The sequence below is a fragment of the Undibacterium sp. Tian12W genome, from assembly GCF_049339405.1.
Lineage (GTDB): Bacteria > Pseudomonadota > Gammaproteobacteria > Burkholderiales > Burkholderiaceae_D > Undibacterium.
The window spans coordinates 89,913-112,154 of sequence record NZ_JBMPPK010000013.1 but is presented as its reverse complement, the minus strand read 5'-3'; the positions used below and the strand labels follow the sequence as shown (position 1 = coordinate 112,154).

At 52.9% G+C, this 22,242-nt stretch carries 28 protein-coding genes; 16 read left to right on the top strand and 12 right to left on the bottom strand.

Going from position 1 to position 22,242, the window contains the following annotated elements; genetic code table 11:
- Window positions 1–167: 167 nt before the first annotated feature.
- Window positions 168–1,307 (top strand): hypothetical protein, encoded by a 1,140-nt coding sequence (locus ACO0LI_RS17590; RefSeq protein WP_423034125.1) that lies wholly within the window; start codon window positions 168–170, stop codon window positions 1,305–1,307.
- Window positions 1,308–1,426: 119 nt separating this feature from the next.
- Here ACO0LI_RS17590 and ACO0LI_RS17585 read toward each other — a convergent pair whose 3' ends face one another.
- The 4 genes from ACO0LI_RS17585 to ACO0LI_RS17570 all read right to left on the bottom strand — a co-directional run bounded on the left by ACO0LI_RS17585 (window position 1,427) and on the right by ACO0LI_RS17570 (window position 4,825).
- Complete coding sequence (locus tag ACO0LI_RS17585) at window positions 1,427–1,879, bottom strand: hypothetical protein (protein ID WP_423034123.1); 453 nt, start codon at window positions 1,877–1,879, stop codon at window positions 1,427–1,429.
- Complete coding sequence (locus ACO0LI_RS17580) at window positions 1,872–2,513, bottom strand: hypothetical protein (RefSeq protein ID WP_423034121.1); 642 nt, start codon at window positions 2,511–2,513, stop codon at window positions 1,872–1,874. The genes ACO0LI_RS17585 and ACO0LI_RS17580 overlap by 8 nt, the downstream gene beginning before the upstream one ends.
- Window positions 2,510–3,304, bottom strand: coding sequence for a hypothetical protein (locus tag ACO0LI_RS17575; RefSeq protein WP_423034119.1), 795 nt, complete (start codon window positions 3,302–3,304; stop codon window positions 2,510–2,512). The genes ACO0LI_RS17580 and ACO0LI_RS17575 overlap by 4 nt, the downstream gene beginning before the upstream one ends.
- Window positions 3,305–3,433: 129 nt before the next feature.
- A complete protein-coding gene (locus ACO0LI_RS17570) occupies window positions 3,434–4,825 on the bottom strand; it encodes an acyl-CoA thioester hydrolase/BAAT C-terminal domain-containing protein (RefSeq protein ID WP_423034117.1) in 1,392 nt (463 codons plus the stop codon).
- A gap of 276 nt (window positions 4,826–5,101) precedes the next feature.
- Between ACO0LI_RS17570 and ACO0LI_RS17565 the strand changes: the two genes are divergently transcribed.
- Genes ACO0LI_RS17565 through ACO0LI_RS17555 form a run of 3 tightly spaced genes read left to right on the top strand, consistent with a single transcriptional unit; the run spans window position 5,102 to window position 7,039 of the window.
- Window positions 5,102–5,707, top strand: coding sequence for a SecDF P1 head subdomain-containing protein (locus ACO0LI_RS17565; protein WP_423034115.1), 606 nt, complete (start codon window positions 5,102–5,104; stop codon window positions 5,705–5,707).
- A gap of 50 nt (window positions 5,708–5,757) precedes the next feature.
- The gene (locus ACO0LI_RS17560) at window positions 5,758–6,462 is read left to right on the top strand and encodes an SOS response-associated peptidase (protein WP_423034113.1); all 705 of its coding nucleotides are present in this window, start codon (window positions 5,758–5,760) and stop codon (window positions 6,460–6,462) included.
- Window positions 6,455–7,039 (top strand): hypothetical protein, encoded by a 585-nt coding sequence (locus ACO0LI_RS17555; protein ID WP_423034111.1) that lies wholly within the window; start codon window positions 6,455–6,457, stop codon window positions 7,037–7,039. The genes ACO0LI_RS17560 and ACO0LI_RS17555 overlap by 8 nt, the downstream gene beginning before the upstream one ends.
- Window positions 7,040–7,173: 134 nt before the next feature.
- On the opposite strand, the gene ACO0LI_RS17550 is transcribed toward ACO0LI_RS17555, so the two are convergent.
- Entirely contained in the window at window positions 7,174–7,623 is a 450-nt protein-coding gene (locus ACO0LI_RS17550) for a GNAT family N-acetyltransferase (RefSeq protein ID WP_423034109.1), read from the bottom strand.
- Window positions 7,624–7,627: 4 nt separating this feature from the next.
- Complete coding sequence (locus tag ACO0LI_RS17545; protein ID WP_423034286.1) at window positions 7,628–8,116, bottom strand: arsinothricin resistance N-acetyltransferase ArsN1 family B; 489 nt, start codon at window positions 8,114–8,116, stop codon at window positions 7,628–7,630.
- A 406-nt stretch (window positions 8,117–8,522) separates the two neighbouring features.
- Between ACO0LI_RS17545 and ACO0LI_RS17540 the strand changes: the two genes are divergently transcribed.
- Genes ACO0LI_RS17540 through ACO0LI_RS17530 form a run of 3 tightly spaced genes read left to right on the top strand, consistent with a single transcriptional unit; the run spans window position 8,523 to window position 10,037 of the window.
- A complete protein-coding gene (locus ACO0LI_RS17540; RefSeq protein ID WP_422954197.1) occupies window positions 8,523–8,852 on the top strand; it encodes an ArsR/SmtB family transcription factor in 330 nt (109 codons plus the stop codon).
- 43 nt (window positions 8,853–8,895) lie between these two features.
- On the top strand, window positions 8,896–9,375 hold the full coding sequence (locus ACO0LI_RS17535; RefSeq protein ID WP_422954198.1) for an arsenate reductase ArsC: 480 nt from the start codon (window positions 8,896–8,898) through the stop codon (window positions 9,373–9,375).
- Window positions 9,372–10,037 (top strand): aquaporin, encoded by a 666-nt coding sequence (locus ACO0LI_RS17530; protein WP_423034107.1) that lies wholly within the window; start codon window positions 9,372–9,374, stop codon window positions 10,035–10,037. Before ACO0LI_RS17535 ends, ACO0LI_RS17530 begins: the two co-directional genes overlap by 4 nt.
- A 42-nt stretch (window positions 10,038–10,079) precedes the next feature.
- On the opposite strand, the gene ACO0LI_RS17525 is transcribed toward ACO0LI_RS17530, so the two are convergent.
- Window positions 10,080–10,982: a LysR family transcriptional regulator gene (locus ACO0LI_RS17525; RefSeq protein ID WP_423034105.1), complete on the bottom strand. Its 903-nt coding sequence runs from the start codon at window positions 10,980–10,982 to the stop codon at window positions 10,080–10,082.
- 282 nt (window positions 10,983–11,264) lie between these two features.
- Here ACO0LI_RS17525 and ACO0LI_RS17520 point away from each other — a divergent pair, with 282 nt between their 5' ends.
- Window positions 11,265–12,500 (top strand): MFS transporter, encoded by a 1,236-nt coding sequence (locus ACO0LI_RS17520; protein ID WP_423034103.1) that lies wholly within the window; start codon window positions 11,265–11,267, stop codon window positions 12,498–12,500.
- Window positions 12,501–12,593: 93 nt separating this feature from the next.
- On the opposite strand, the gene ACO0LI_RS17515 is transcribed toward ACO0LI_RS17520, so the two are convergent.
- Window positions 12,594–13,307, bottom strand: coding sequence for an L-2-amino-thiazoline-4-carboxylic acid hydrolase (locus tag ACO0LI_RS17515; protein WP_423034101.1), 714 nt, complete (start codon window positions 13,305–13,307; stop codon window positions 12,594–12,596).
- Window positions 13,308–13,525: 218 nt separating this feature from the next.
- Here ACO0LI_RS17515 and ACO0LI_RS17510 point away from each other — a divergent pair, with 218 nt between their 5' ends.
- Window positions 13,526–14,173: an NAD(P)H-binding protein gene (locus tag ACO0LI_RS17510; RefSeq protein WP_423034099.1), complete on the top strand. Its 648-nt coding sequence runs from the start codon at window positions 13,526–13,528 to the stop codon at window positions 14,171–14,173.
- On the opposite strand, the gene ACO0LI_RS17505 is transcribed toward ACO0LI_RS17510, so the two are convergent.
- Window positions 14,163–14,606: an ester cyclase gene (locus ACO0LI_RS17505; RefSeq protein WP_423034097.1), complete on the bottom strand. Its 444-nt coding sequence runs from the start codon at window positions 14,604–14,606 to the stop codon at window positions 14,163–14,165. The genes ACO0LI_RS17510 and ACO0LI_RS17505 overlap by 11 nt on opposite strands.
- 83 nt (window positions 14,607–14,689) lie before the next feature.
- Between ACO0LI_RS17505 and soxR the strand changes: the two genes are divergently transcribed.
- The 5 genes from soxR (at window position 14,690) to ACO0LI_RS17480 (ending at window position 17,552) form a co-directional block, all read left to right on the top strand.
- On the top strand, window positions 14,690–15,157 hold the full coding sequence (gene soxR / locus ACO0LI_RS17500) for a redox-sensitive transcriptional activator SoxR (RefSeq protein ID WP_423034095.1): 468 nt from the start codon (window positions 14,690–14,692) through the stop codon (window positions 15,155–15,157).
- Window positions 15,158–15,204: 47 nt separating this feature from the next.
- The gene (locus tag ACO0LI_RS17495; protein ID WP_423034093.1) at window positions 15,205–16,098 is read left to right on the top strand and encodes a hypothetical protein; all 894 of its coding nucleotides are present in this window, start codon (window positions 15,205–15,207) and stop codon (window positions 16,096–16,098) included.
- Window positions 16,099–16,116: 18 nt separating this feature from the next.
- Complete coding sequence (locus ACO0LI_RS17490; RefSeq protein ID WP_422954207.1) at window positions 16,117–16,350, top strand: hypothetical protein; 234 nt, start codon at window positions 16,117–16,119, stop codon at window positions 16,348–16,350.
- A gap of 64 nt (window positions 16,351–16,414) precedes the next feature.
- Window positions 16,415–16,948, top strand: coding sequence for a DUF6882 domain-containing protein (locus ACO0LI_RS17485; RefSeq protein ID WP_423034091.1), 534 nt, complete (start codon window positions 16,415–16,417; stop codon window positions 16,946–16,948).
- 64 nt (window positions 16,949–17,012) lie between these two features.
- A complete protein-coding gene (locus ACO0LI_RS17480) occupies window positions 17,013–17,552 on the top strand; it encodes a hypothetical protein (RefSeq protein WP_423034089.1) in 540 nt (179 codons plus the stop codon).
- A gap of 46 nt (window positions 17,553–17,598) precedes the next feature.
- On the opposite strand, the gene ACO0LI_RS17475 is transcribed toward ACO0LI_RS17480, so the two are convergent.
- Window positions 17,599–18,531: a LysR substrate-binding domain-containing protein gene (locus tag ACO0LI_RS17475; protein ID WP_423034087.1), complete on the bottom strand. Its 933-nt coding sequence runs from the start codon at window positions 18,529–18,531 to the stop codon at window positions 17,599–17,601.
- A gap of 106 nt (window positions 18,532–18,637) precedes the next feature.
- Between ACO0LI_RS17475 and ACO0LI_RS17470 the strand changes: the two genes are divergently transcribed.
- Window positions 18,638–19,270: a chromate transporter gene (locus ACO0LI_RS17470; protein WP_423034085.1), complete on the top strand. Its 633-nt coding sequence runs from the start codon at window positions 18,638–18,640 to the stop codon at window positions 19,268–19,270.
- Window positions 19,263–19,796, top strand: a complete 534-nt coding sequence (locus ACO0LI_RS17465) for a chromate transporter (RefSeq protein ID WP_423034083.1) — start codon at window positions 19,263–19,265, stop codon at window positions 19,794–19,796. The genes ACO0LI_RS17470 and ACO0LI_RS17465 overlap by 8 nt, the downstream gene beginning before the upstream one ends.
- 436 nt (window positions 19,797–20,232) lie before the next feature.
- Here the strand turns inward: ACO0LI_RS17465 and ACO0LI_RS17460 are convergent, their stop codons facing one another.
- Together ACO0LI_RS17460 and ACO0LI_RS17455 are read right to left on the bottom strand one after the other, a co-directional pair.
- Entirely contained in the window at window positions 20,233–20,589 is a 357-nt protein-coding gene (locus ACO0LI_RS17460; RefSeq protein ID WP_423034081.1) for a hypothetical protein, read from the bottom strand.
- Window positions 20,590–20,625: 36 nt separating this feature from the next.
- Window positions 20,626–21,891: an OmpA family protein gene (locus tag ACO0LI_RS17455; RefSeq protein WP_423034079.1), complete on the bottom strand. Its 1,266-nt coding sequence runs from the start codon at window positions 21,889–21,891 to the stop codon at window positions 20,626–20,628.
- Window positions 21,892–22,242: the final 351 nt, after the last annotated feature.

The following is a 22,242-nucleotide window of genomic DNA, read 5'->3' as shown; positions in this document are numbered from 1 at the left end:
GATGTCATGAACGGGCTTTTCGGCATCAGGCAGGGCCGCTTGCGCATGCTCGCAAGCTCTATTGAACGGTGGATAAAACAGGGGTGTGCAGGCTTCCACCAGATTGTGCTGTCTCTGCAGATGCACAATGCCGCTCCGGTCTACGGGCCGGATTTACACCAGACTTCATGAAAAAATTCAATCTTAAAAAATATCTCGGCGGTTTTAGTGCACTGCTGGCCATGAGTGGCTCCTGCTTCGCTGCAGGCTGGCAATTGACTGATCTTGGTGCCTTTGAATCAGGTACCAGTGGTGGCTATGCCTTGACGGCGGATGGCCGGGTTGGTGGCCTGTCGGCAAGAGCCGACGGTTTGCCATACCCATTTCTTAGCCAGAATGGTCAACTCGCACCCATAGGCAATACCACAGGCGTAGTGCTAGTCGCCAACAAAAATGCTCTCGCGGCAGGGCGGGTCAACAGTGCTGATGGCCTGAGTGTTGAGCTGGGTATTTTTAGCGGCAACCGCACGATACGGCTGGGCAGTTTTGGCGGGAGCTACTTTCAAATCAATGGCATCAATGATAATGGCCAAGTCGTGGGCTACGGCACCTTTGTCAATTATGATGAGCACGCCTTCGTCGCCACCACAGCCGGGCTGGTGGATATAGGCACCTTGGGTGGCCGCTTCAGCAGGGCAATGGCAATCAATAATGCTGGTGTTATTGTTGCCAGTGCCACCAATGCAAAAGGACAAACTCGCTGCGCCTTGTCTTACGGCGGTGGCTTGACCGATATAGGTTCTTTGTCGTCCAAGGGCAGTTGTTTGCCAGCGGCGATTAATTCATCAGGGATGGTCGCGGGTACTGCATATAATGGCCAGGAGTATCGCGCTTTTTTATATGATGGACGGCAGTTCTCTGATCTTGGCACCCTGGGCGGTAATTACAGCGAGGCTACAGGCATCAATGATCTTGGCCAGGTCGCAGGTGCAGCCAGAATTGCCAATGGTGATTACCGCGCCTTTTTATATAGCGCAGGCAGCATGCTCAATCTGGGCATGCCCGGCGGTGCCGCAGGCAATAGCTATGCACGCGGCATCAATAGCAAAGGGCAGGTGATAGGTTATTACAGGCTCAGTAATGATCGCAACCAGGTTGACCGGTCCTTCTTGTACAGCAATGGTGTGATTGCAGATGTCAGCAGTCTTGCAAGTGGCCTCACCGACATAGATTACCAAAGTCTGCACATCAACGATGCTGGCCAACTGGCCGGCACCGGCAAGATCAATGGTGTGCAGCGGGCATTTTTATTGACGCCGCTGCCTTGAGTGAAGTAATGAAATGCGCTAGCTAATGATAGAATTTTCTGGCGCTACATTTTTCCAGTTCTCATGGATACGATGAAGCTCTGGTCGTATCCATGTAGGGCATATATATGATACACCGCTTACGAATGCGAAAACTGCGGCGGTGCACCGTAAGTGATGTGATCAAATGCTATGGGGAATTTAGAAAAATAATCTCTATACTGCTCTGGCAGGATAAGTTTATTTTCTTTGGCGATGAACCCCAGATCGCCATGATCTTCTTTGACCAGATAATACCCTCCGATAAGCTCGTATAAATTAGAGCACTGTTCCAAAGCGTGGATCATGCGGACATCATTCCATGATTTTTCGCAGTGGAAAGAGATTGCTGTATTCCAAATCAGTTCAGCATGAGGACGATATGCTTTCCATTCTGGTTTTCTGATCTTGATTTGAATGGGACCAAAGGCAGCGTCACATGAAATATCTTCTGTGTCAGATTTGTCGTGCCAATCAACATCACCGAAAAGAGACCAGATGCGATGTGAGGGAAGTATCGCAGTCGTATGCAATTCAAGAATTGTATTAGTCATTTTTACCAACGCAAGTCAGGTCATTGATAAAATTGTTGTTCGTGAAATTATGGGGAAACATATCATAGTATGCCCGCTCGGCCTCATTGATGATGAAGCCTTTATCATCTGTCCAGAATTCTATAGGAGCATCATCACGGGATACGACATAATGCCCTCCAAATTTTTCATGAAGTTCCTTGCATAATTGCATCATCAGGATTTCCCGCGAGTGCACCCACGAATTTTCACATTCAAATTCAATCCTGAACTTAAATGGTACGCCACTGCTCGTCTTGTATGATTTCCAGAATGGCTCTCTTAAATTCACCATCATTTGTCCGATAACTACAGTAGCAATAAAATTGTAATAATTATCCACAGGCTCAAACTTGATGTGCAAGATATCTTCGATGTCAGATATTTCTACATCTGCCGCAATATGAAGCATTAGTTCTTGAGGTGAGGACATGATTTTCTTTCGGGTATGAAAACGAGATTCAGGGGTGTTGCGGCGAAAAGTTGAACGCTTAAGATGTGCGGCGATAGGCAGCGAGATTAGGGAGTATTGTAGCGTGTGATTCAGCAGGAAGTTTTTGTGCTTTCTTCCAGAACATGCCATTGTGATTTGGATGTAATTGCTGGCATCGCTCATTGTTTGCTTGCACCAGCACCCGCGCAATGAAAAAACTGCGGTATCGCCAGTTTTTTTTCAAGTGCTGGCCTGGCTCTGTGCAGGCCAGTGCCAACGGTAATTTCATGATCGGAAAAAGATTCGCCACCATCAGAGCATGGGGCAGTTCTGTCGCCGGGTCTGGCTTTTTTGCAATAGACAAAATCTTGTGCCAACTCTTGCATGACGGGTGACAGGTCGCCTCGTATGCTGTCAAGCTTGTCTGGATATTGCCCAGTTCCTGATTTCACATTTTCCAGTGCAGCAATGACAGCATCGTAGGTTTTTTGCGTTTTTGTATACAGCCTCTGGCTAGTCTCGCAGGGATCTTTTTTGCCACTCTGTGAATTGCTGTTGTTTGAATTGTTAATCTTTGAACCGCGCGCGTTGCACACGGCTTCATAGTAATCATGCGCCTGCACCAGTTTCAATTGGTGTTCAAATTCCAGCGCCTGCTGGTAGATTTTTTCTACCTGCTCGTCACGGCAGGCCAGTACAGCTTTGGGGACTGGTTTTACGCTAAGGCAAATTCCGAATAGGGCAGTATGCTGTATTACCGCCAGGGTCTGGGCAGGTAGTGGCAGCGCATCTGTATTTCGTGGCTTGCAACTGGTCTCGTCACCGCCACTAAGAGGCAAGTTATAACGCATGTTGTCTGCGTCGCTGCTGATGATCGTTGTCATCATTTCTGTGGCTGGAAGCTGGCGGTCCAACAGCAAAATACCAGCCATCAGAATAAGCAGAGCAAGTAAAACTTTCAGACTGGAATGCATGGGAAAAATTGGTGATGTGAAGATGAGGGCAGCTTGCAAAAGCCCTTATCATAAACAAATTGGCGGCAGCCTCAAAAAATCTTTTTGCTCAATGCTATTCAAGATTGGCATGCCTCCGCATCATCGCCATCATTTCCCACTCTGCAAAGCCTTCTTCAAAAACACCATGGTCGCCGGCCAGGCAACAGTCTGTGCATGACCATCTTCTTTGGCATTGCCACCCATGGCGAATGGGGTGTAGTAATCATTCGGGCTATAGCCATCACTGCCGACCAGGTGCCCGGCCTTGGGGAAGGCGAGTAATTCTGTTTCCAGTCCCGCTGTCTTGCGGCTGTTGACGATGTTGTTGGCCATGTCCAGCGAAGGCCACATCTGGTCATCACCGCCTGCGATCAGCAAGAGTTTACCTTTGAAATTTTCTACCGCGATGCGGGCCGCCTTGGCACGCTCGGGGTAGGCTTTGCGGCCTTCGATGTAGATGTGTGCCAGCACCGGTTGGGTGGTGGCAAAGGCTTTGTCGAGACCGGCATTGGGCGTGTAAGGCAGGGTCTTGCGCTGGTAGCTGAAACTGCCGTAACGGCCAGCTTCCAGCATTCTGTCCATGGCAAAGCCTTCCCATACCAGGTCGCTCGGGGCGATGGCGACCACGGCTTTTACCCAGGGCAGCAGGCTGGCAGACAGCAAGGCCATCTCTGCACCTTTAGAGCCGCCCATCAAGGCGACCTGGGTGCTGTCTATGTCATTGCGTGCTGCCAGGGTTTTGTACAGCGCATCCAGGCCATCGATGGGGATGTCGATAAAGTCTTTGGGCAGGCCGGGCACTTCTTGCCCGCGCGGAGTATTTGGTGAATAGTAGGGGTAGCTCACAGCGGCAAAGCCGCGCGCTGCCAGCTTGAGGCCAAAGCGCCGCCCGGCAGAATCACCACCTTCAGAGCCGCCGAGGATGATGACAACAGGTGGCTTGCCATTGACATTGACGCTGGTGGCAGGCAGGTAAATCTTGGCACCCGTGTGTCCAGCAATGGCCTCGGTCTTGACCGGCGTGATTGAACTGCGCAGGGCGAATGTCATTTGCGCGAGTTGCTGCTGGCCCGCCAATGCGGTCAGCCGGGTTTCTGCGGCTTGCCATGCTGTATCGACCTTGTTACTGGTTTGCATGGACCAGAACAGGCCCGCCGCATCCACACCAGTGTAGCTGCCAGCCTTGGACTCAGTTGTGGCCAGGGCGATATTGCCTTGCGCATCAGCCTGCATTTCTGCGCTGGACATAAAGATGGGTGCATTTGGTGCAAAACGGCGCTCGGCAAAGATCTGCACGGTTTGCCCGGGCTGCAAGCCCTTGAGGCTGATGCCCAGAGGCTCGCCCGACAAAGCCGGGTTGCTGGCTGCCATGCTGAATTGAGCCCGGGCATGCGCGCTGATATAAGGCAAGACAAGCAGAGTTGAAAGCAAGGCCAGCTTGAACAGGTGGCCACTTACTGATCTTGCCGATGCAGGCGCAGCTTTGATGGTTGCGGGCATATCCTGGTCTTCCGATTTTGTTATTTGAATAAGATAGAAGCAGGACTATAACCAGACATGCATAGTGTGCGCAAGTTTTAAGCAGCGGTAATCGGGCAGTATTTTTACCATGGCAGATGAATGTGAACGTATCCCGTTGCTGATAAGGAATGCCTTGTGGGTATAATTCGAGGGGGAGGGAAAGTATTTCCTTTTGAAAAATTCAGGGCAATCAAGAAAGTTGTGAACATTTCTTTCGTGCCACTATCAAGGTCACCCCATCAAAGCCAATTATCAATGAAATCCAGATTACTGATTTGTTTAGCTTCAAGCCTGCTTTTTGCCTGCACCGCCTTTGTAGGCGAACCCGCAACGATTTATCTTGAAGCCGCCGTGCCCCTGAGCAAGCGCGATGAAAGCATCATGCTAGAGCGCTTGAAAGAAATGTCTGCCAGCAATTTTGTCGTGAGCGATGAGCCAGGTCGTAAGGTGATCAAGGCGAATGGCGTGCCACCTGATGCTGAGCTGGCATTTCTTTTGCAGCATCGCGGCCAGTTCAAAGTCAGCTCAGAAGCGGGCAAACTATGGTTTTCCAATGAAGATATCGTCGATGCTGTTGCCGCGTTTGATGAAAAAAGCCAGCCAGTCTTGCGTTTGAAATTGAATGATGCAGCAACAGCCCGCGTTGCAGGTTTGTCTCAGGCTGGGACAGATCATATCTTGATTGTTCTGTTCGACACCAAGGTCTTGGCGCAGGCCAGATTGACCTCGGCTATTACAAATGGCATGTTGTCGCTTACAGCAAATAGTACCCCAAAAGAAGCCTCGTTAATTTCTGTCATTTTAAGATATGGTGCCTTGGAAAATGCGGCGACCTCAGTGGCGACGAAGAGGCCCCAATAGTGAGAAAGTAAGTACAATACTTTTTGTCGCAGTATCAACCATCAATTTCTATGTGCATCAATTTCACTTCTACACCACAAGAGCGCATGGCCTACTTCAAGGCCAATACCAAGGGCATAGGCCCATGGAGTGCAGAAGTCTGGCAAGATTACGATGCCCCCATCGTCGTGCATGATGCCGGGGGCAATCGCCAGGCCTTGCTGGGTGCCTATAGCATGATACCCAAGTCAAAGATGCAGCCTGGTGTCAAGCGTTTCTCTACGATGAACGCACGTGCAGAAACTCTGGGCAGCCTGCGCAGCTATGCGCCATCCTGGCACAGCGGCAAACTCTGCCTGGTGCCCATGCAGCACTTCTTTGAACCCAATTATGAAAGCGGCGCAGCCGAACGCTGGCGCATAGGCCTCATCGAAGAGCCAGACTTTGCCGTGGCGGGTCTGTACAAGGAATGGCCGCAAGAAGATGGCAGCGTCAGCTATTCCTTCACCCAGATCACCATCAACGCCGACGAGCACCCGCTGATGAAGCGCTTCCACAAACCCGGCGAAGAAAAACGCTCGCTTGTCATCGTGCCGCCAGAAGATTTTGACGACTGGCTATCTTGCCGCGACCCCGAATTCGCCCGTGCCTTTTTGCGGCCTTACCCGGCTGATCGCATGTTTGCCGACTTTGCGCCGAAGCCTGTAGTGGAGAAGATCATCAAACCCAGGAAGCTGCAGATTATTGTGCCGACTAATCTGGATTTGTTTGATTGATGCCAAAACCATGATGATTTGCGAAATGTGCGGGAAGTATTCACCATCTGATTCCATCGTATGTATAGAGTGCGCTTGTCCATTTTCTGCGAGCGAAGATTTATTGACGCATCGCGAAGATAGCTCAGTAAATATCGTCAAGCTTGAGCCGCAATTGCAGGTGGGTTTAAATGATTTTTTGTGCGCGGCCAATTTCGGTGGTGTCAGAATTGGCATGAACAAGACGGAAGTTTTGGCGCTGGCAGGGCCACCCGCAGTGTTCGGCGACGGGACTTGTCTTGAAGATGCTGCGTGCTGGATCAATGGAATTTGCACATTCTGGTTTTCTGGTGCAACACTGGAGCGGATAGGTATATATTTCACACTCGACTACGCTTCCAATAATGCAATCCAGTACGACAGTGATTTTCCGCGCCATCGTTGTCAATATAGAGAAGCGACGCAATATATGGAAAGAGAAAAAATTCTATTCAGCCATGATGTCAAAAAGCGTGCGATCATCAGCGGCGGCGGAGTGTATATTTATTATCGCAATGATGGTGAAATAAGTAGCATGGTATTTCCCGCTGTCAGATAGTGAATAGACTTAGATCTTGATCCTCCAAATTATTGAGTGCTTCAAACAAATCCCATCCAGGCTTCACAAACGCATCCACCCGTAACTCAAGTTTGTGCCGGGTCTTTGAAGTGCTGGCTATTGTTTCAAAACCCTTACTTTCTTGATTTATATATCATCTCCGTCGCATAAGAAACAAAGCCCAGGTCCTGGTACAGTGGCTGGCCTTCTTCTGATGCACTCAGATTGAAAGTGTTCAGACCTTGCTCTTTGCCCAGTTGCAGCACGCCTGCGACCAGTGCCCTGGCAATGCCCAGTCTGCGCCAGTCTGGTGCGGTATAGACGTTGACGATTCTGCCGCGACGGGCTTGTGTATCACCGCGTATTGGTCCCCAATCCAGTATGGAGAGGCCGGCACCAGCGACCACTGTGTCTCCGGCCTGGGCCAGCAAGCCCAGGTAATTGCAGGCAGCCAGTGCGCCTGGCAGCCAGTTTGCATAGGCATCCAGGTCTTCTTGCCGTTCGTCTTCGCGGTGGAAGCGGTGGCGGGTGATGATGGCGATATCTGATGGTGTCGCCGGGCGTATGATCCAGTCTGTCTTCATGTGCTCATTCCAGCCCCAGTTCCCAATAACCCACATCCACCCATTGTTCAAACTTGCGTCCGACATCCTTGAAGTGGGCGACTTTTTCGAAACCCAGGCTTTCATGCAGGGCGACGCTGGCGGCGTTGGGTTGGGCGATGCCGCCTATGATGACGTGGATGCCGCGCTGGCGCAGGTCGGCTATCAGGGTTTGATATAGCCGCTTACCTATGCCCTTGCCTGCATGGCTGGCGGCGACATACACCGTGCTTTCTACTGAAAACCGGTAGGCGCTGCGGGCCCGCCATGGAGTGGCATAGGCATAGCCGATGACTACGCCATCCTGTTCTTCTACATACCATGGTAGGCTGGCGCTGACGTCCTTGATGCGCTGGGCCATCTCCTGTTCTGTGACCGGGTTTTCTTCAAAGCTGATGGTGGTCGTGGCGATGTAGTGGTTGTAGATGGCCGCGATGGAGGTGGCGTCGTCGGCGGCGATGGCTGGTCGTATCATGGTGCTGGCGGCGGTGAATTGGGTGGGCATCAATGCTCTGTGGGATGGACTTTAGCCGCGAAAGGCGAAGGCTGCAAGCTAAGCATGATCTTGGGTTTCTGCGCTTGTGTGTTCGCGGCTGAAGTCGCTTGATGATTTGGAGCTAAGCTTGGTTTTCTCTGTAGGAGCGGCTTTAGCCGCGAATAGCAGGAGCTACAATTTCTCCATCACCCTTGTCTGTTTGACACACTGTTCGCGGCTGAAGCCGCTCCTACGGGTGATGGCACAGCATGTAGTGGCAAGATTGGCAGTGAGACAAAGGCGGAAAGGGGGATATTTGTCCATGCAAATTCTGCTTTACTTCAATTCTATATTTCCATTATTATTGAAATATAGAATTGATGACGAAACTTTGAACACCCAAATCATGGAAACCAAACAAGCCTTGCTGGCCCTGGCGGCCCTTGCACAAGAGTCGCGTCTCGCGGTATTTCGCTTGCTGGTACAGACCGGCCCTTTGGGCATGGCGGCCAGCAAGATTGCTGAGGAGCTGGGCATTGCTGCGTCCTCGCTATCCTTTCATTTGAAGGAGTTGTCGCATGCAGAGCTGGTGCAGTCGCGCCAGGCCGGGCGCTTTGTTATCTACTCGGCCAATATCACGACGATGAACCAGATGCTGGGCTTTTTGACTGAGAACTGCTGTGGCGGCAATCCATGTACGCCGGTGTCGGTGCAGCAATGTGCTGCCACAGAATAAACAACCGTAGCCTTGAATCCAAACTACCCTGGCAGGCAAACCCATGAACGTTTTATTTCTATGTACCGGCAATTCCTGCCGTTCCATCCTGGCTGAGGCCACTTTCAATCTCCTGGCCCCGGCAGGCTGGCATGCCATGAGTGCGGGTAGCAAGCCAACGGGTGAAGTGCATCCACGTTCGTTGGCATTGCTGGCGCGGGAAGGTATTTCGGCCACGGGCTATGCCAGCAAATCATGGGACAATCTGCCAGCCACACCAGACATCGTCATCACCGTTTGCGCCAGTGCTGCGGGTGAAACCTGCCCGGCCTATCTGGGGCCAGTCCTGCGTACCCACTGGGGTGTGGCAGACCCCGCCCATGCGACCGGGACAGATGAAGAAATCGACGCTGCCTTCATGACCGCCTACAGCATCCTGCGCACCCGCATTGAGACCATGCTGGCACTGCCGTTGGATACGCTGGCGCAGGACAGGCAAAAGTTCAAGATCGCGCTGGACCAGATAGGCGAGATCACGCCATGAGCATGGCCAGACGTTTGGTGGCTGAAGGTTTGGGCACAGCCTTGTTGCTGGCTGTCGTGGTGGGATCGGGCATCATGGCAGAGCGGCTCGCGAGCGGCAATGTTGCGATTGCGCTGCTGGCCAATGCCATTGCCACGGGTGCGGGTCTGATCGCATTGATATTGATGTTTGGCCCGGTCTCGGGCGCGCACTTCAACCCTGTCGTGACATTGTCTGAGGCTTATCAGAAAAACCTGCCAGCCAGGGATGTGCTGCCGTATATCCTGCTGCAAGTTCTGGGTGCTTTTGCCGGGGTAGCGGCGGCGCATGCGATGTTTGACCTGCCGGTGTTTTTTGCGTCGGCACATGCACGCACTGGCATGGCACAGTGGTGGAGTGAGTTTGTCGCCAGCTTTGGCCTGATTGCGGTCATCATCAGCACCAGCCGTAGCCGCCCGGCGGTGACACCATTTGCAGTGGCAGCCTATATCACGGCGGCATACTGGTTCACCTCTTCAACCTCATTTGCCAACCCCGCAGTGACACTGGCACGCGCGGCCAGTAATAGCTTTGCGGGCATACGCCCTGTCGATGCGCCGGGTTTTATCATTGCGCAATTGCTGGGTGCGGCGGTAGCGACGCTGGTGTTTTGCTGGATGTATCCGGCCCGCCCGGTTGCGTAGCAATAGGTTGGCGTCTCGATTTTCACCGCGACTGTTCGCTACTCACACCAGTCCACCAGCCAGCTTCACAAAAGCTTCCACCAATGGCGACACTTCCCCCTTGCGCTGCGCCAGCAGTAGCGAGGTAGTTGCCCCCGCATCAGCAATCGGCCGGTAGCAAATGCCATCAAAATGGATAGTGTAAAACGAACCTGGCAAGATGGAGATGCCGCAGCCAGCAGCCACCAGGCCGATGATGGTGGAGGCGTCGTTGGCTTCTTGCGCGATTTTTGGGGCAAAGCCTGCGGCATGGCAGAGCCGCAAGATGTGCGGGTAAATACCGGTGCCTGCGCTGGGTGGGTACATGATGAAGGGTTCTTGTGCCAGGTCTTTCATGGGCACTTTTTTCTTTTTTGCCAGCACATGCGTGCTCGGCAGCACGGCCACTAGCGGGTCTTCACGCAGCTTGCGAAAGCGTAATGGTGATGATACTCCACGCGCCAGTTCACCGCCTTCTGGCGGGCGTATGAAGCCCACGTCAAGATGATGCTGGCTCAATGCTTCGAGCTGCTTGTTGGTCGCCATCTCGCGCAAGCTCAGCGTCACATCCGGGTATTGTTCGCGGTAGCTATTGATGACGGCGGCAAACAAGGGCGTGAACGGGGTCGAGAAGGTAAAGCCTATGCGCAGCTCGCCCGTCTCGCCACGCTGCGCACGGCGGGCGTTTTCACTGGCTTGCTCAGCCAGCGCCAGGATATGCCGCGCATCCTGCAAAAACAGCTTGCCCGCTTCCGTCAGACGCACCCAGCGTTTGCTACGCTCAAATAACTGCGCACCTATGTCGGCTTCCAGCATTTGTATCGCATGGCTCAAAGGTGGCTGGCCTATGTGCAGCCGCTCCGCCGCACGGGTGAAGTGCAGTTCTTCGGCGACGGCGATGAAGTATTTGAGGTGGCGGAGTTCCATGGGGTTGTGGTTAGAGGTTGAATAGGGCGTAGGTTGTGCCGAGTCTTGGTAATTGCGTAGGTTGGGCTACGGGGTATCAGCCCAACACTGTGCCTTCATATACGTATACGTTTTTATAGGCCCAGTGTTGGGCTGGTAAAGCGTAGCCCAACCTACGGGGAGCAAGCTTTATTCGCTATCCAATCATCTAAAAAATGTATTACTAACGCCTTAAATATATATTGGACGCTATAAAAGCGCAAATATAAGATGGCTACTCCCTGATCGTCCAGCCACACCATCATGACCGTCGCCAGCATTACCCCGCCGCCGCAAATAAACCAGCCAGCCCGCATCGTCGCAGGCACGCCAGCGTTCCGGCATATCACCCGCGCCATGATCTTTGGTGGCTTTTCCACCTTTTCACTGTTGTACAGCATGCAACCGCTGATGCCTTCTCTGGCCCTGCAATTTGCGCTGAGTCCGGCGCAAAGCAGCTGGGTCTTGTCGATATCGACTTTATCGCTGGCTTTCTCTTTGCTCATCAGCAGCGCCATCAGTGAACGCATAGGCCGCAAGCCCATGATGGTGGCAGCGCTGGCACTGGCGGCCATTGCCACGGTGCTGTGTGCGCTGACGCAAGACTTTAGCCAACTGTTGCTCTTGCGCGGCCTGCTGGGCTTTGCCCTCGGTGGCATGCCAGCAGTGGCAGTAGCGTATATGGGCGAGGAGATCGAGGCCGCAGCCATGGGCACGGCAGTGGGCCTGTATATCGCAGGTAGCGCCATGGGTGGCATGATAGGGCGATTGCTGTCGGCCCTGTTGAGTGATCATTTTGGCTGGCGCACGGCGATGGCAGCGATTGGTGTTGCTGGCATCTATGCCGCGTGGGAATTCTGGCGCAGCCTGCCACTGGCGCGTAACTTCAAACCGGCGGCGCGGGTCTGGGGCAGCCTGCACCAGGGCTTGCGTATGCATTTGTCTGATGGTGGCCTGTGCATGCTGTTTTGCCTGGCCTTCATGCTCACGGGCTGTTTTGTCAGTGTGTATAACTACATAGGCTACCGCTTGCAGGGCACAACATTTGGTTTTAGCCAAAGTACCGCAGGCACGATTGCCTTGCTATATGTGCTGGGCATGGGCAGCTCGGTCTGGGTAGGACGTCTGGTAGACCGCGTAGGCCGCCGTGGTGTGCTGTGGATAGTCTTGCTGGTGATGATGGCGGGCTTGCTGCTGAGCCTGTCCAACTCGCTGTACATCATGATCCCTGGCGTGGCCCTGTTCACCTTTGGTTTCTTTGCCTCGCATTCAGTCGCCAGCAGTTGGGTCGCGCGCCGTGCGCAGGCTTACAAGGCTGTTGCTTCTGCAATCTACCTGTGTTTTTATTACCTCGGTTCCAGCCTCATTGGTTCTTTCACGGGCGTGGTGTGGGCCAGCCACGGCTGGGCGGGGGTAGTCATGCTGCTGGGTGGCATACTCAGTGTGGGGTTGGCGATTACGCTGCGCTTGCGTACTTTGGTGCCTGTGGTGGCTGTCTGAGGTAGGGTGCGTCTTGACGCACCACATCTCTTTCTAAAATTGCCGGGTTGGTGCGTCAAGACGCACCCTACTCAATGATGAGCTGAAATTGTCTTAGTCAGCCGGCAGTTTTGAGAAGCGAAAATCACAGTGACTAGCCCCACCAGCCAGGGTTTGCGTTCTTTCGAGGTGTATGCCCCGCGCTGCATAGGCAACAAAATCGAGCCCGCAAATGTTTGGTAAAACTTCTTTATCGCCATGGCTGGCGGCGAATTTGCAAAAGCCGCAAGCCTTGTAGTTGATGCCAAATTCAAACTTGTCGCCTGGGCCAGGCTCGACAAAGTCATATACAAAATCTTGCGGAAACGCTTGTTGATGTTCTTCCGTCGCGCTTTGTGCCGCCTGCTCGCGCAGCAAAGCCTGGTTCGCTGCCGACATGAACTGATTGCCCGACGCGAGGCGATCTGCTTCTGGAGTGCTCAGTAATTGCGCCTGGTAAGTGTCCCGCTCTATGTCACCGATGACAGGCACTGCCACACCATGCCGCCGCAGCACACGGCTGATCGCCATGAAACCCAGTAGCCGCATCAAGAAATCGCTCATGCGGCTTGCTGCGCCACCGACATAGGGCATCTGCCTGAGTACGATGTCAAATTCATCCATCACCTCTTGCCTGATTACCGCGATGTCAGACAAGTGCGCACGTTCGCGCAACATAGGTTCCGCCAGTTCAAGGCGGCGGTGCATCGCTGCCTCCATTGCGCCACGATGTGACTCGTAATATGGGTGGATAGCAGGGTGGGTAGAGTGATGAATGAACTCAGCCATTGGATACCTTTCTCAGGCAATTGGTGTATAGCAAACATGCCCGCGCGCTGATGCATGTACTACAGAAAGCAGTATGCCAGTAAATCCGGTAGTATTGAGTTTGATAGCTCGTGCGTGAGCATGGTTTGACTTTGCTTAGCATAGCAGCATTCACGCAGTGTTGATAAAAGCCGGGCATGAAATAAATTCACTGAGCATTTCACTAAGGAGTATCAGGCATGGTAAAGCGCACTGTCATTATCGCCGGGGCCAGCGGCATGGTTGGAAAAGAGATTCTTGCCGGCCTGCTGGCGGACGATAGCGTGGCAGAAGTGCATAGCCTTGGCCGCAAGCCGCCCACTGTGCAGCATCCCAAGCTGAGTGCATATATCGTCGATTTCTCCAGCCTGCGTTTGCCGGTGTTACCGCAGGCCGACGAAGTGTATCTGGCGCTGGGTACGACCATCAAGGTCGCTGGCAGCCAGGAGGCTTTTCGTGCCATAGACTACGATGCCAACCTCGCCGTTGCCAGGGCGGCGCAGGCTGCTGGTGTCAAGAAGCTAGGGCTGGTCAGCGCGATGGGGGCAGATGCCAGTTCAAAAGTCTTTTATAACCGCGTCAAAGGCGAGCTCGAAAACGCGCTCGAGAAAATGCCGTTTGAAGGCATGGTCTTTGCCCGCCCATCCCTGCTGGTCGGTGACCGCGAAGTGTTAGGGCAACCAGAGCGGCGTGGCGAAAAAATCGGCCTGGTCGTCAGCAAGCTAATTGGTTTTTTGATACCCGCTAACTACCAGCCTATCGAAGCTACAGCCGTTGCCAGGGCCTTGTTGAAGGCTGTCCCGCAGGCGCAAGGTAAAACCGTCCTACTTTCTGGCGCTATGCATTAAGCTCTAATTGCTGTATCAAACCCAGCCTGTCTATCTGCACCCAGGCCTGAGCGATCTTGCTATTCGTGACCCGGCAAATCACATTGCCCTGCTGCCTTACTGCCTTGCCTGTAGCGGGGAAACCAGCAAAAGCCCCACTGTGGATAGCGCTGAAGCTCCACCTGACTGCGACCCGGTCAGCTGCGCCAAAGATATCATCAACGACAAAGCACATATCAGGAAAAGCCTTGCGCAAGCCCGCTATATTGGCGGCAAATTCCACTTGACCATGCTCGCCACGGTTGCTGACAAAATCAGTGACGATCATCTGTGGCACAAGATCAAGATTGCCGGTATTGAAGCAGTCTTCATACAGGCGGCGCACGAGTTGCAGATTGTGTTTGGTGTGAGACTGTCCGGTGTGGTTCGGTTCAACTTGATTTGCTGCCGTCATCTTTATTTCTCCAATTGTTAGCTTGAAACCAGGCGAAGAGTAGTGTAAAACCTCAACTTAACTTGAGGTCAAGGAGATTTTGCATGGCACAAATCAATCCGCAAGATATAGGCAAACCGCTGGCTGTCGGTGAGGTGGCGGCACGCAGCGGCGTCGCGGTGTCAGCCATCCATTTCTATGAAGCCAGGGGGCTCATACACAGCCAGCGCAATGCAGGCAACCAGCGCCGTTATGCGCGTGACGTGTTGCGCCGCATCGCTGTCATCAAGGTCGCGCAGCGCCTGGGCATCTCACTTGCCTCCATACAAACCGCCCTGGCAGAGTTGCCTGAAGGCCGCGCACCCACCGTGGCCGACTGGGCCAGGTTGTCAAAACGCTGGAAGGCAGAACTCGATGAACGCATCAATAATCTCATGGAACTGCGTGAACAACTGGGCGACTGCATAGGCTGCGGCTGCCTGTCGATCAAGGCCTGCAAGTTGCGTAACCCGCTGGATGCCTTGTCGGAAGAGGGGGCAGGGGCGAGGTTGCTGGGGATGGAATCGTCATGAAGACGGTGACATAAATAAAGAGAAAATAAAGAGAATGAAATACATCAATGACAAAAAATGAAGAGCAAAAAAATGATGCGGCACTAAGCGGCAAGATCACCCCCGCTGATATCAAAAACCTGCGTGCCAGAGGGGCGATACATGAACTCCAGCTCTCGAAAATGCCCACGCTGACCGACAAACTGGCGCAGGCTCTGCCAACATTAGAATCAGTGGAAAAGCTCTGGTTGTGGTGCGATGTCACACGCAAGGCCATGCGCCATGTCATCAACACCCCCGGTTTGCGTGTGCTGGACATACTCAATATCAAGGGGCCGGACAGGATGGACAGCTTTGCCACAGCCCCTGATCTGGAGATTGTGCGGGCTAATCTTGGCATGTCTGAGAACGATGTAGCAAGCATCCTGCAGGCACCTGCACTCAAAGAGCTGGGCATGCAGGGCGCAGACCTGTCGCCACGTCTGATTGCTGCGATGCTGGCCCACCCGCACCTGCTTGCGCTGGATATGGAACGAACAGCATTTAATGATGCCATGGCCGCGAGCCTGAGCGCCAGCAAGCAGATTCATACGCTGGACCTCGGCAATACAAAAATCACAGGCAAGGGGCTCGTGCACCTGTGCCGCATGACGCAACTCAGGTCGCTGGATTTATGGGCAACGAAAATCGAGCTTGATGATCTTGATCTACTCGCACAACTGCCACATCTGGAGTACCTGTCACTGGGCAATGTTGATGATGCGCCAGGTTTTGACGCAGCTGAACTGATATCCAAAGTGGAAGCGCTGGTCTCATTGAAGAATATCTGGCTTGATGGTATTCAATTCAATGAGCAGCAGGCTGCACATTTGCGTCAGCGCATAGCGCGGGTGAATATCACTTCAGTGATATGCCGAATGCCATTTGTTTTTGACGGTTTCCGTGATACATTGAAGTATTAAAATAACATCAGGATAGTCATGCATAATCTTGGCGTTTGCACTCTGTTATCTGGGATGGCCATCGCTTTTCTTGCCCAGCTTTACCTTAGCTTGATGCTGTTTAAGTTTGATGCAGGCAAGGCTTTTGTAGCCTTGTTTATTCCGGGTTATGTTTTTTTGCTGGCGAAGCGGCATGGCCTGTTTAGCCATTTTCTCAAATTTTATATTCTGGGCCTGGTGCTATTGGTTATTGGTGGCGTCATACTGAGTTAATTTCTGTTGACTGTGAGGGCGAAAGATGGGGCATGGCTGCAAATCATCTGAAAATACATACAGCATGCCCGCCCTCTCTCTGATATCGCTGATCAGTATTGTGTTAATGCTTTTGACTGGCAACGCCCACGCCCGCCAGCAAGGCTGGGAGCAGGTTCTGAGCGCCAGCGCCGACTATTCAGCAGCCACCCAAAAAGCGCTTGATGACGATTACCTGGTTTCCAGCTATGAATATTGGGATCTTGATCAGGTAACCGGTGAGCTCACATTCGCAGACGGGGGTGTGCAGAAGCTCAGTGCCAGAATCGAGTTTGTCGGTTCTTATTCTGACCGCAGCAAGACCTGGCTATGGAGCTGGGGTAATTCGACGATCACCCCGGCCTTATACAAACGCATGGATGTACTCAGGAGCCTGGGTGCAAAACACCAGTTCAGCAAACTGACGCAACGCAGTTGGTCTGCAAAATTGTCAGATGGATGGGAAATGGCGACCGTGGCCAATTATCTGCTCAAGACCAAGGGTATTTACCGCGTGCCGTTTGAAACTGGCTTTGTGTTTTTGCTTATTACTGATATCAGGAAAGTGCAGCCGGAATAAATACTGTCTGCATGATACAGTCTGGTTTTTACAGTAAATTTGTATGATTGCGAGTAATTGATTCATGCGTGCGCTTAATTTTTTGATGTCAGTGGTGTTTGTGCTGGCGGGTTTGCCAGGATTGCTTTTCAGCTTGTATCTTGCCCTGGTGCCTAGTGAACAACACAAGGCCTTTAATGGAAGTTATGAAACTGAAATTACCGATGCTAAAGAGTACGTACAGCGCTTTCGGGAGCAGCATGCGCGCATGCCGACTACTCAAGACTTTGATGACTGGGCACGTGTCAGGCCAGACCTGCAAGGCATAGGCTTTTCATATAAGACAGCACCGTTTTCCGATGAATTGATCAGCGAATTTGGCAAGCCACCTGTAGATGCTTATGTTTTTGAGTTTTTTCGTGGCGGTTCCCATGTCTATTATCCATCCTGGTCAAGCAAGGGTAATTCTGTGTATATCGCTGACGAGACATGGTGGTCATATGGCAGTCGCTGGGCAGATCTGGCCCACGCGTCAGTCTGGTGGCTGCTGCCATTTTTTCTGGCGGGATTATGCATGATGGGATACCGGGATGAAACTGAAGCTGGCTTGAAAAAACCGACGTGACGACACGCTCTGCATGCCTGTGACCATGCCACGCTCCCTCGCTCCCTTATTTAACCACCCGACTATCCCTGATCATGTCATACAGCAGTTGTGCCGCCGGTGACAGCCTGGCTGCCTTGCGGGCTACCAGCACCAGGGTTCGCGAAATCACAGGGTCTTGCAGCCTGATCACGCGCAGGCGCGGGTAGTTGGCTTTTTGCATGGCGAGATTGGGCACGATGGCGGCAGCGATACCAGCATCGACCAGGCCGAGAGCGGTGGAGTTGCGCTGCACTTCATAATGTATCTGCAAGCTTAAACCTGCTCGCCCATCTTGCGCACCCCGGCCACCATGCATATTCTCTGCACCCAGGTAACCATCCAGCAGAGCACGGTTGCCGCTGGCCTGTCCGGCAAAAATCAGCGGGTAGGGCTGCAATTGTGCCCAGGTCAGGCTCTTGCGCCTGGCCAGTGCATGATCATCACGGCTGACCAGCACGAAGCGGTCTTCCAGCAAAGGTGTGCTGGTCAGCTCGGGATGGTTAGGGCCAGCGAGGTTGATGCCAAATTCTGCCTCGCGCCGCAACACGGCCTCTGCCACGCCGACCGATGCATGGTCGAGTATCTTGATACGGTTGTCGGGGAAGAGTGCTGAATATTCACGGATCACCTGTGGCAGGTAGCGCACCCCCGCTGTCGGTATGCAGGCAATCGAGACATCACCGCGCAACGCCTTGCCGGTTTCGCGTATCTCGGTCAGGGCGGCAGACAGCTCTTGCAACAACCGTCTGGCTTGCGGCAAAAAGTCTTGTCCCGTCCTGGTCAGGGCGATGGAGCGGGTAGTTCTTTCGAGCAGGGTCACGCCCAAAAAAATCTCCAGATTGCGCAGCCTTTGCGTTACCGCTGTCTGCGTGACAAACAGCACATCAGCCGCCTTGTTAAAACTGCCATGATCGGCAATGGCCACAAAAGCCTGTACACCGAGAATATCGATTTTCATAAGAAAAATGAATCAATCGTCTAAATAAATTCATTGTACTTTTAATTGCCCGAGTAAGAAGATGTTCTTGCTGTAAATATTTTTCACCGTTTTTGATGAGTACCCCATGTTAAATCCACCATTGCCAGGCCTGGGTGTTAATGACACTGCCAGCATCACTTCCTGGCGCCTGTTCCTGGTGTTTTCCAAAATAGCGATGACAGGTTTTGGCGGCGTCATGCCCTTTGCCTACCGGGCATTGGTCGAACAATACCGCTGGCTCAGTGCCGAAGAATTCGCCCGCTACCTGGCCCTGAGCCAGGTCTTGCCCGGCCCCACCATATGCAATGTCGCCTTGATGATAGGCAAGCGTTATGCCGGTATCCCAGGTGCGCTGGCCGCCATGGCAGGCCTGATCATCGCCCCTTTTTTGCTGGTGATCGCGCTCGGCGTTGCCTACCAGCGCTTTGGTAAACTGGCCATGGTGCAGGACGCTCTGACAGGCATGACAGCCGTGGCAGCCGGTCTGGTGTTGTCAACAGCGATCAAGATGGCAATGTCCCTGTTTGGGAAAAATGCTCAGGGTGCCGGGCCAGACAAAAGCAGCTTGTTCAACAGCCGCACTGGCTTGCAGGCAGCATTGATGACGCTGGCCTTTGCCGGGCTGGCCCTGCTCAAGTTTCGCCTGATTATTGTTTTCGTATTGCTGGCCTTACCAGGCAGCGTGGCCGCTTATTTTCTGAAAGACAAAAATGAATGACGAATCCCCCATGCTGGACCTGTGCCTGCATCTGTCCATCCTGTCAATGATGGCAGTTGGCGGCGGGCTGGTCATGATGGCACCCGACATCAGCCATTTTGTCGTCACAGAAAAACACTGGGTCACCAGCGCCCAGTTCGCCTCTGCCTATGCGATTGCTCAGGCAGCACCCGGCCCCAATCTCTTGTTCATCTCTCTGGTAGGCTGGCTTATCGGTGGCTGGGCCGGCGCGATATTGACAACACTCGCAGTCATCATCCCTTCGACAATATTGACGCTATCCGTCATCAGCCTGAATACCTCCAACTACAACCAGCGCCTGACCGCTGCCGTACGCGACACCTTCGCCCCGATCTCGATAGGCTTCTTGCTGGCCACCGCCTGCCTGTTCACACAACTCGACACCGCCAACTGGCGCACCGACGTCATTACCGCACTGACAGCCATCATCGTCCTGCGCAGCAAACTGAACCCGGTCATCCTGATCGTCGCCGGGGCTGTTGCGGGGATGTTGCATTTGATCTGATCTGAACTCAGGGGGGGAATCATGCACGGCGCGCACACCAGCCTTACTCTCCAAATGCTGGAATGGATACAGCAGCGGCCTCGCAGTTACACTGAAGTCATCGAGGCCTGGCACAGTACGTGTCCAAGATTATGTATTTGGGAAGATGCCTGCGCAGAAGGATTGATCAGTTGCGAAGGTGGTGTGAACGGGCTGGTGACATTGTCGCAAAAGGGCGGCGCGATGCTAATGTCTGCAAGCAAAGAAAGGTGTGTAGGTACGATTAGCAGAGCGTAATCGTACGCATGTCAGCTACGGATTCAGATTTTCAAGTTTGATTTTTTCGTGATAATTCATATCTGTCGTAGCTTTTTTTGGAGATAACGGTCTGGAAATTATATACATTTTTGTTGCTGTCAGGTCCAACATGCGTACGATTACGCTGCGCTAATCCTACCTACGCGACTATCCATTCAATCTCAGAATTGACTTCACCCAATTCGATTTCGCCAACCCTGAATCCAAGTATTTTTGTTGCTTGCAACTTTAAATTGGAAAGCCACCAATTCCATTTTTCTTCATCCATGTTCGTGACAAAAAACTGCAAACCGCCAGGCTCTACCGAAGCTGAAATGTGCGCTTCTTCTTCATTAAATCCAAACCAGTACGGTATGCCGTCCATTCCCTTGATTCCATCTCCAAAGCCCAGCCATCCTTCCATGAGTGCATAAACATCAGGAACCTTGGCCCAAATTTCTGCAGGCAAGTCGTATCGGATGTTGAGATTTCTGGTTTCACTTAGCAGCTTGGTCATGTGTAAATTTTTTTTGAAAATGTTGAACGGAACTTGTCAACGCTTGCAGCTCAATTTCGCCAGCTCCACCCTGCGGTTACGTGCACGGCCTGTGTCTGTGTTGTTGTCTGCTACGGGACGTGACTTGCCATAACCTTTGGAAGTCAGACGCGCAGCATCGATACCATGCTGCACCAGCCAGTTACGCACACTGGCGGCGCGGGCGTCAGAGAGTTTGAGGTTGTAGTCGTCGCCGCCGACATTATCGGTATGGCCTTCGATCTCGGCCTTGATGCTGGCGTCGGTTTTGAGCAGGGCTGCGACCTTGCTCAGCACGCTGTCGGACTCAGGCTTGAGTGTTGTGGCCTTGTTGAAGTCAAAGAACACGCCGTACAGCGGCACATGGCAATCCTTGGCGAAGGCGCTGGCGAGATCAGTCTTTCCCACGTCGGTGGTACTGATCGAGAGTGAGGCAGTGAATTCATAATTGATGCGTGCCCAGATGTCGCGGCCATCCTGGGTGTAGTGTGCCACCAGCATGCCATAGTCGCGCACCGCAGCGGCGCTGGCAGGGAAGATCACGGTCCAGCCAGCCTTGATCAAGGCTTCACGGTATTCGCCTATGAATTGTAGTTTGGACAGCGTAGTCGGGCCCTGGTAGTTGCGTATCTCTACTGCCTGCCCTACCAGTTGTGCCTCCTGGCTCTTGCCGGGTTCGGCAACATCAAGTGGTTCATTGCCATGACCTTCGCCTGTGCGTTTGGAGCCGGGCCAGGGCGGCAGGTAGGGGATGTCGTCCTTGGCACTGAATTTTTCGGGCTGCCTGGCGGGTCTGGGGATGGTGAATGCGGCGCCTGCATCGGCAGACTCGATCAGTTCTACCCACACTTGCGCCTGCGGTGCGTCCATCTTGACCTCGGCCCAGGCCTGCTTGCCGCCTGCCTGATAACGCATGGTCCAGCGCGCCTTGTTATCGTCGGCGCGCAGGGTCTGCCAGCCAGCTTTGCTAAGTACCGCCTGCATGGCGTTATAGATGCGCAGCTCGCTGCCGTTGTAATAACCGAGTGCAGGCTCACCGGCAGCAGGTTTGTAAGTCATCCAGCGTGCAAAGCGCTTGCCCTTGAACAGCTTGCTGGTGCCCGCTGCATCGACCACAAACTCAGCCTCGGCGACATTCTCTGCCTGCAATGCCTGATCAGGATTTGCGATGATTTGCGGCGGCAACTTCAGATAGTCGGGAAAGCCCAGGTCAGCCCAGGCAGGTGTTGCCAGTGTGCAGGCCATGCTCAGCAGTATCAGTTGGGGTTTGAAAAACCATCGCATAGTGATTCCCGTTTGGTGAGCGTTGATAGTCAATGACAGGCTGCGCCATATTAACCCTGGCATGTCGTGTCGATCAAGTGACTTTCCTTGCACGCATATCTGCGGGAAGCGCGCAATATGCGCGTATGCAGCATGCAGAAATTGTGCAGGAATTGTGTAGGAATTGTGCAACTGAGACATGTCGGTTATGGTAAATCTGCATCTGTCAATTTTTCATTTGCGCCGTTTTTGCTCTTGTCAGTACAAAATGAGGTGTGAAATGCTGTCTCAATATGCAAATAAACACACATTAGTATCTGAAATTTTTATATCAATGAAAATCTAAAAAATAAATCGCATGTTTAGCAAAAA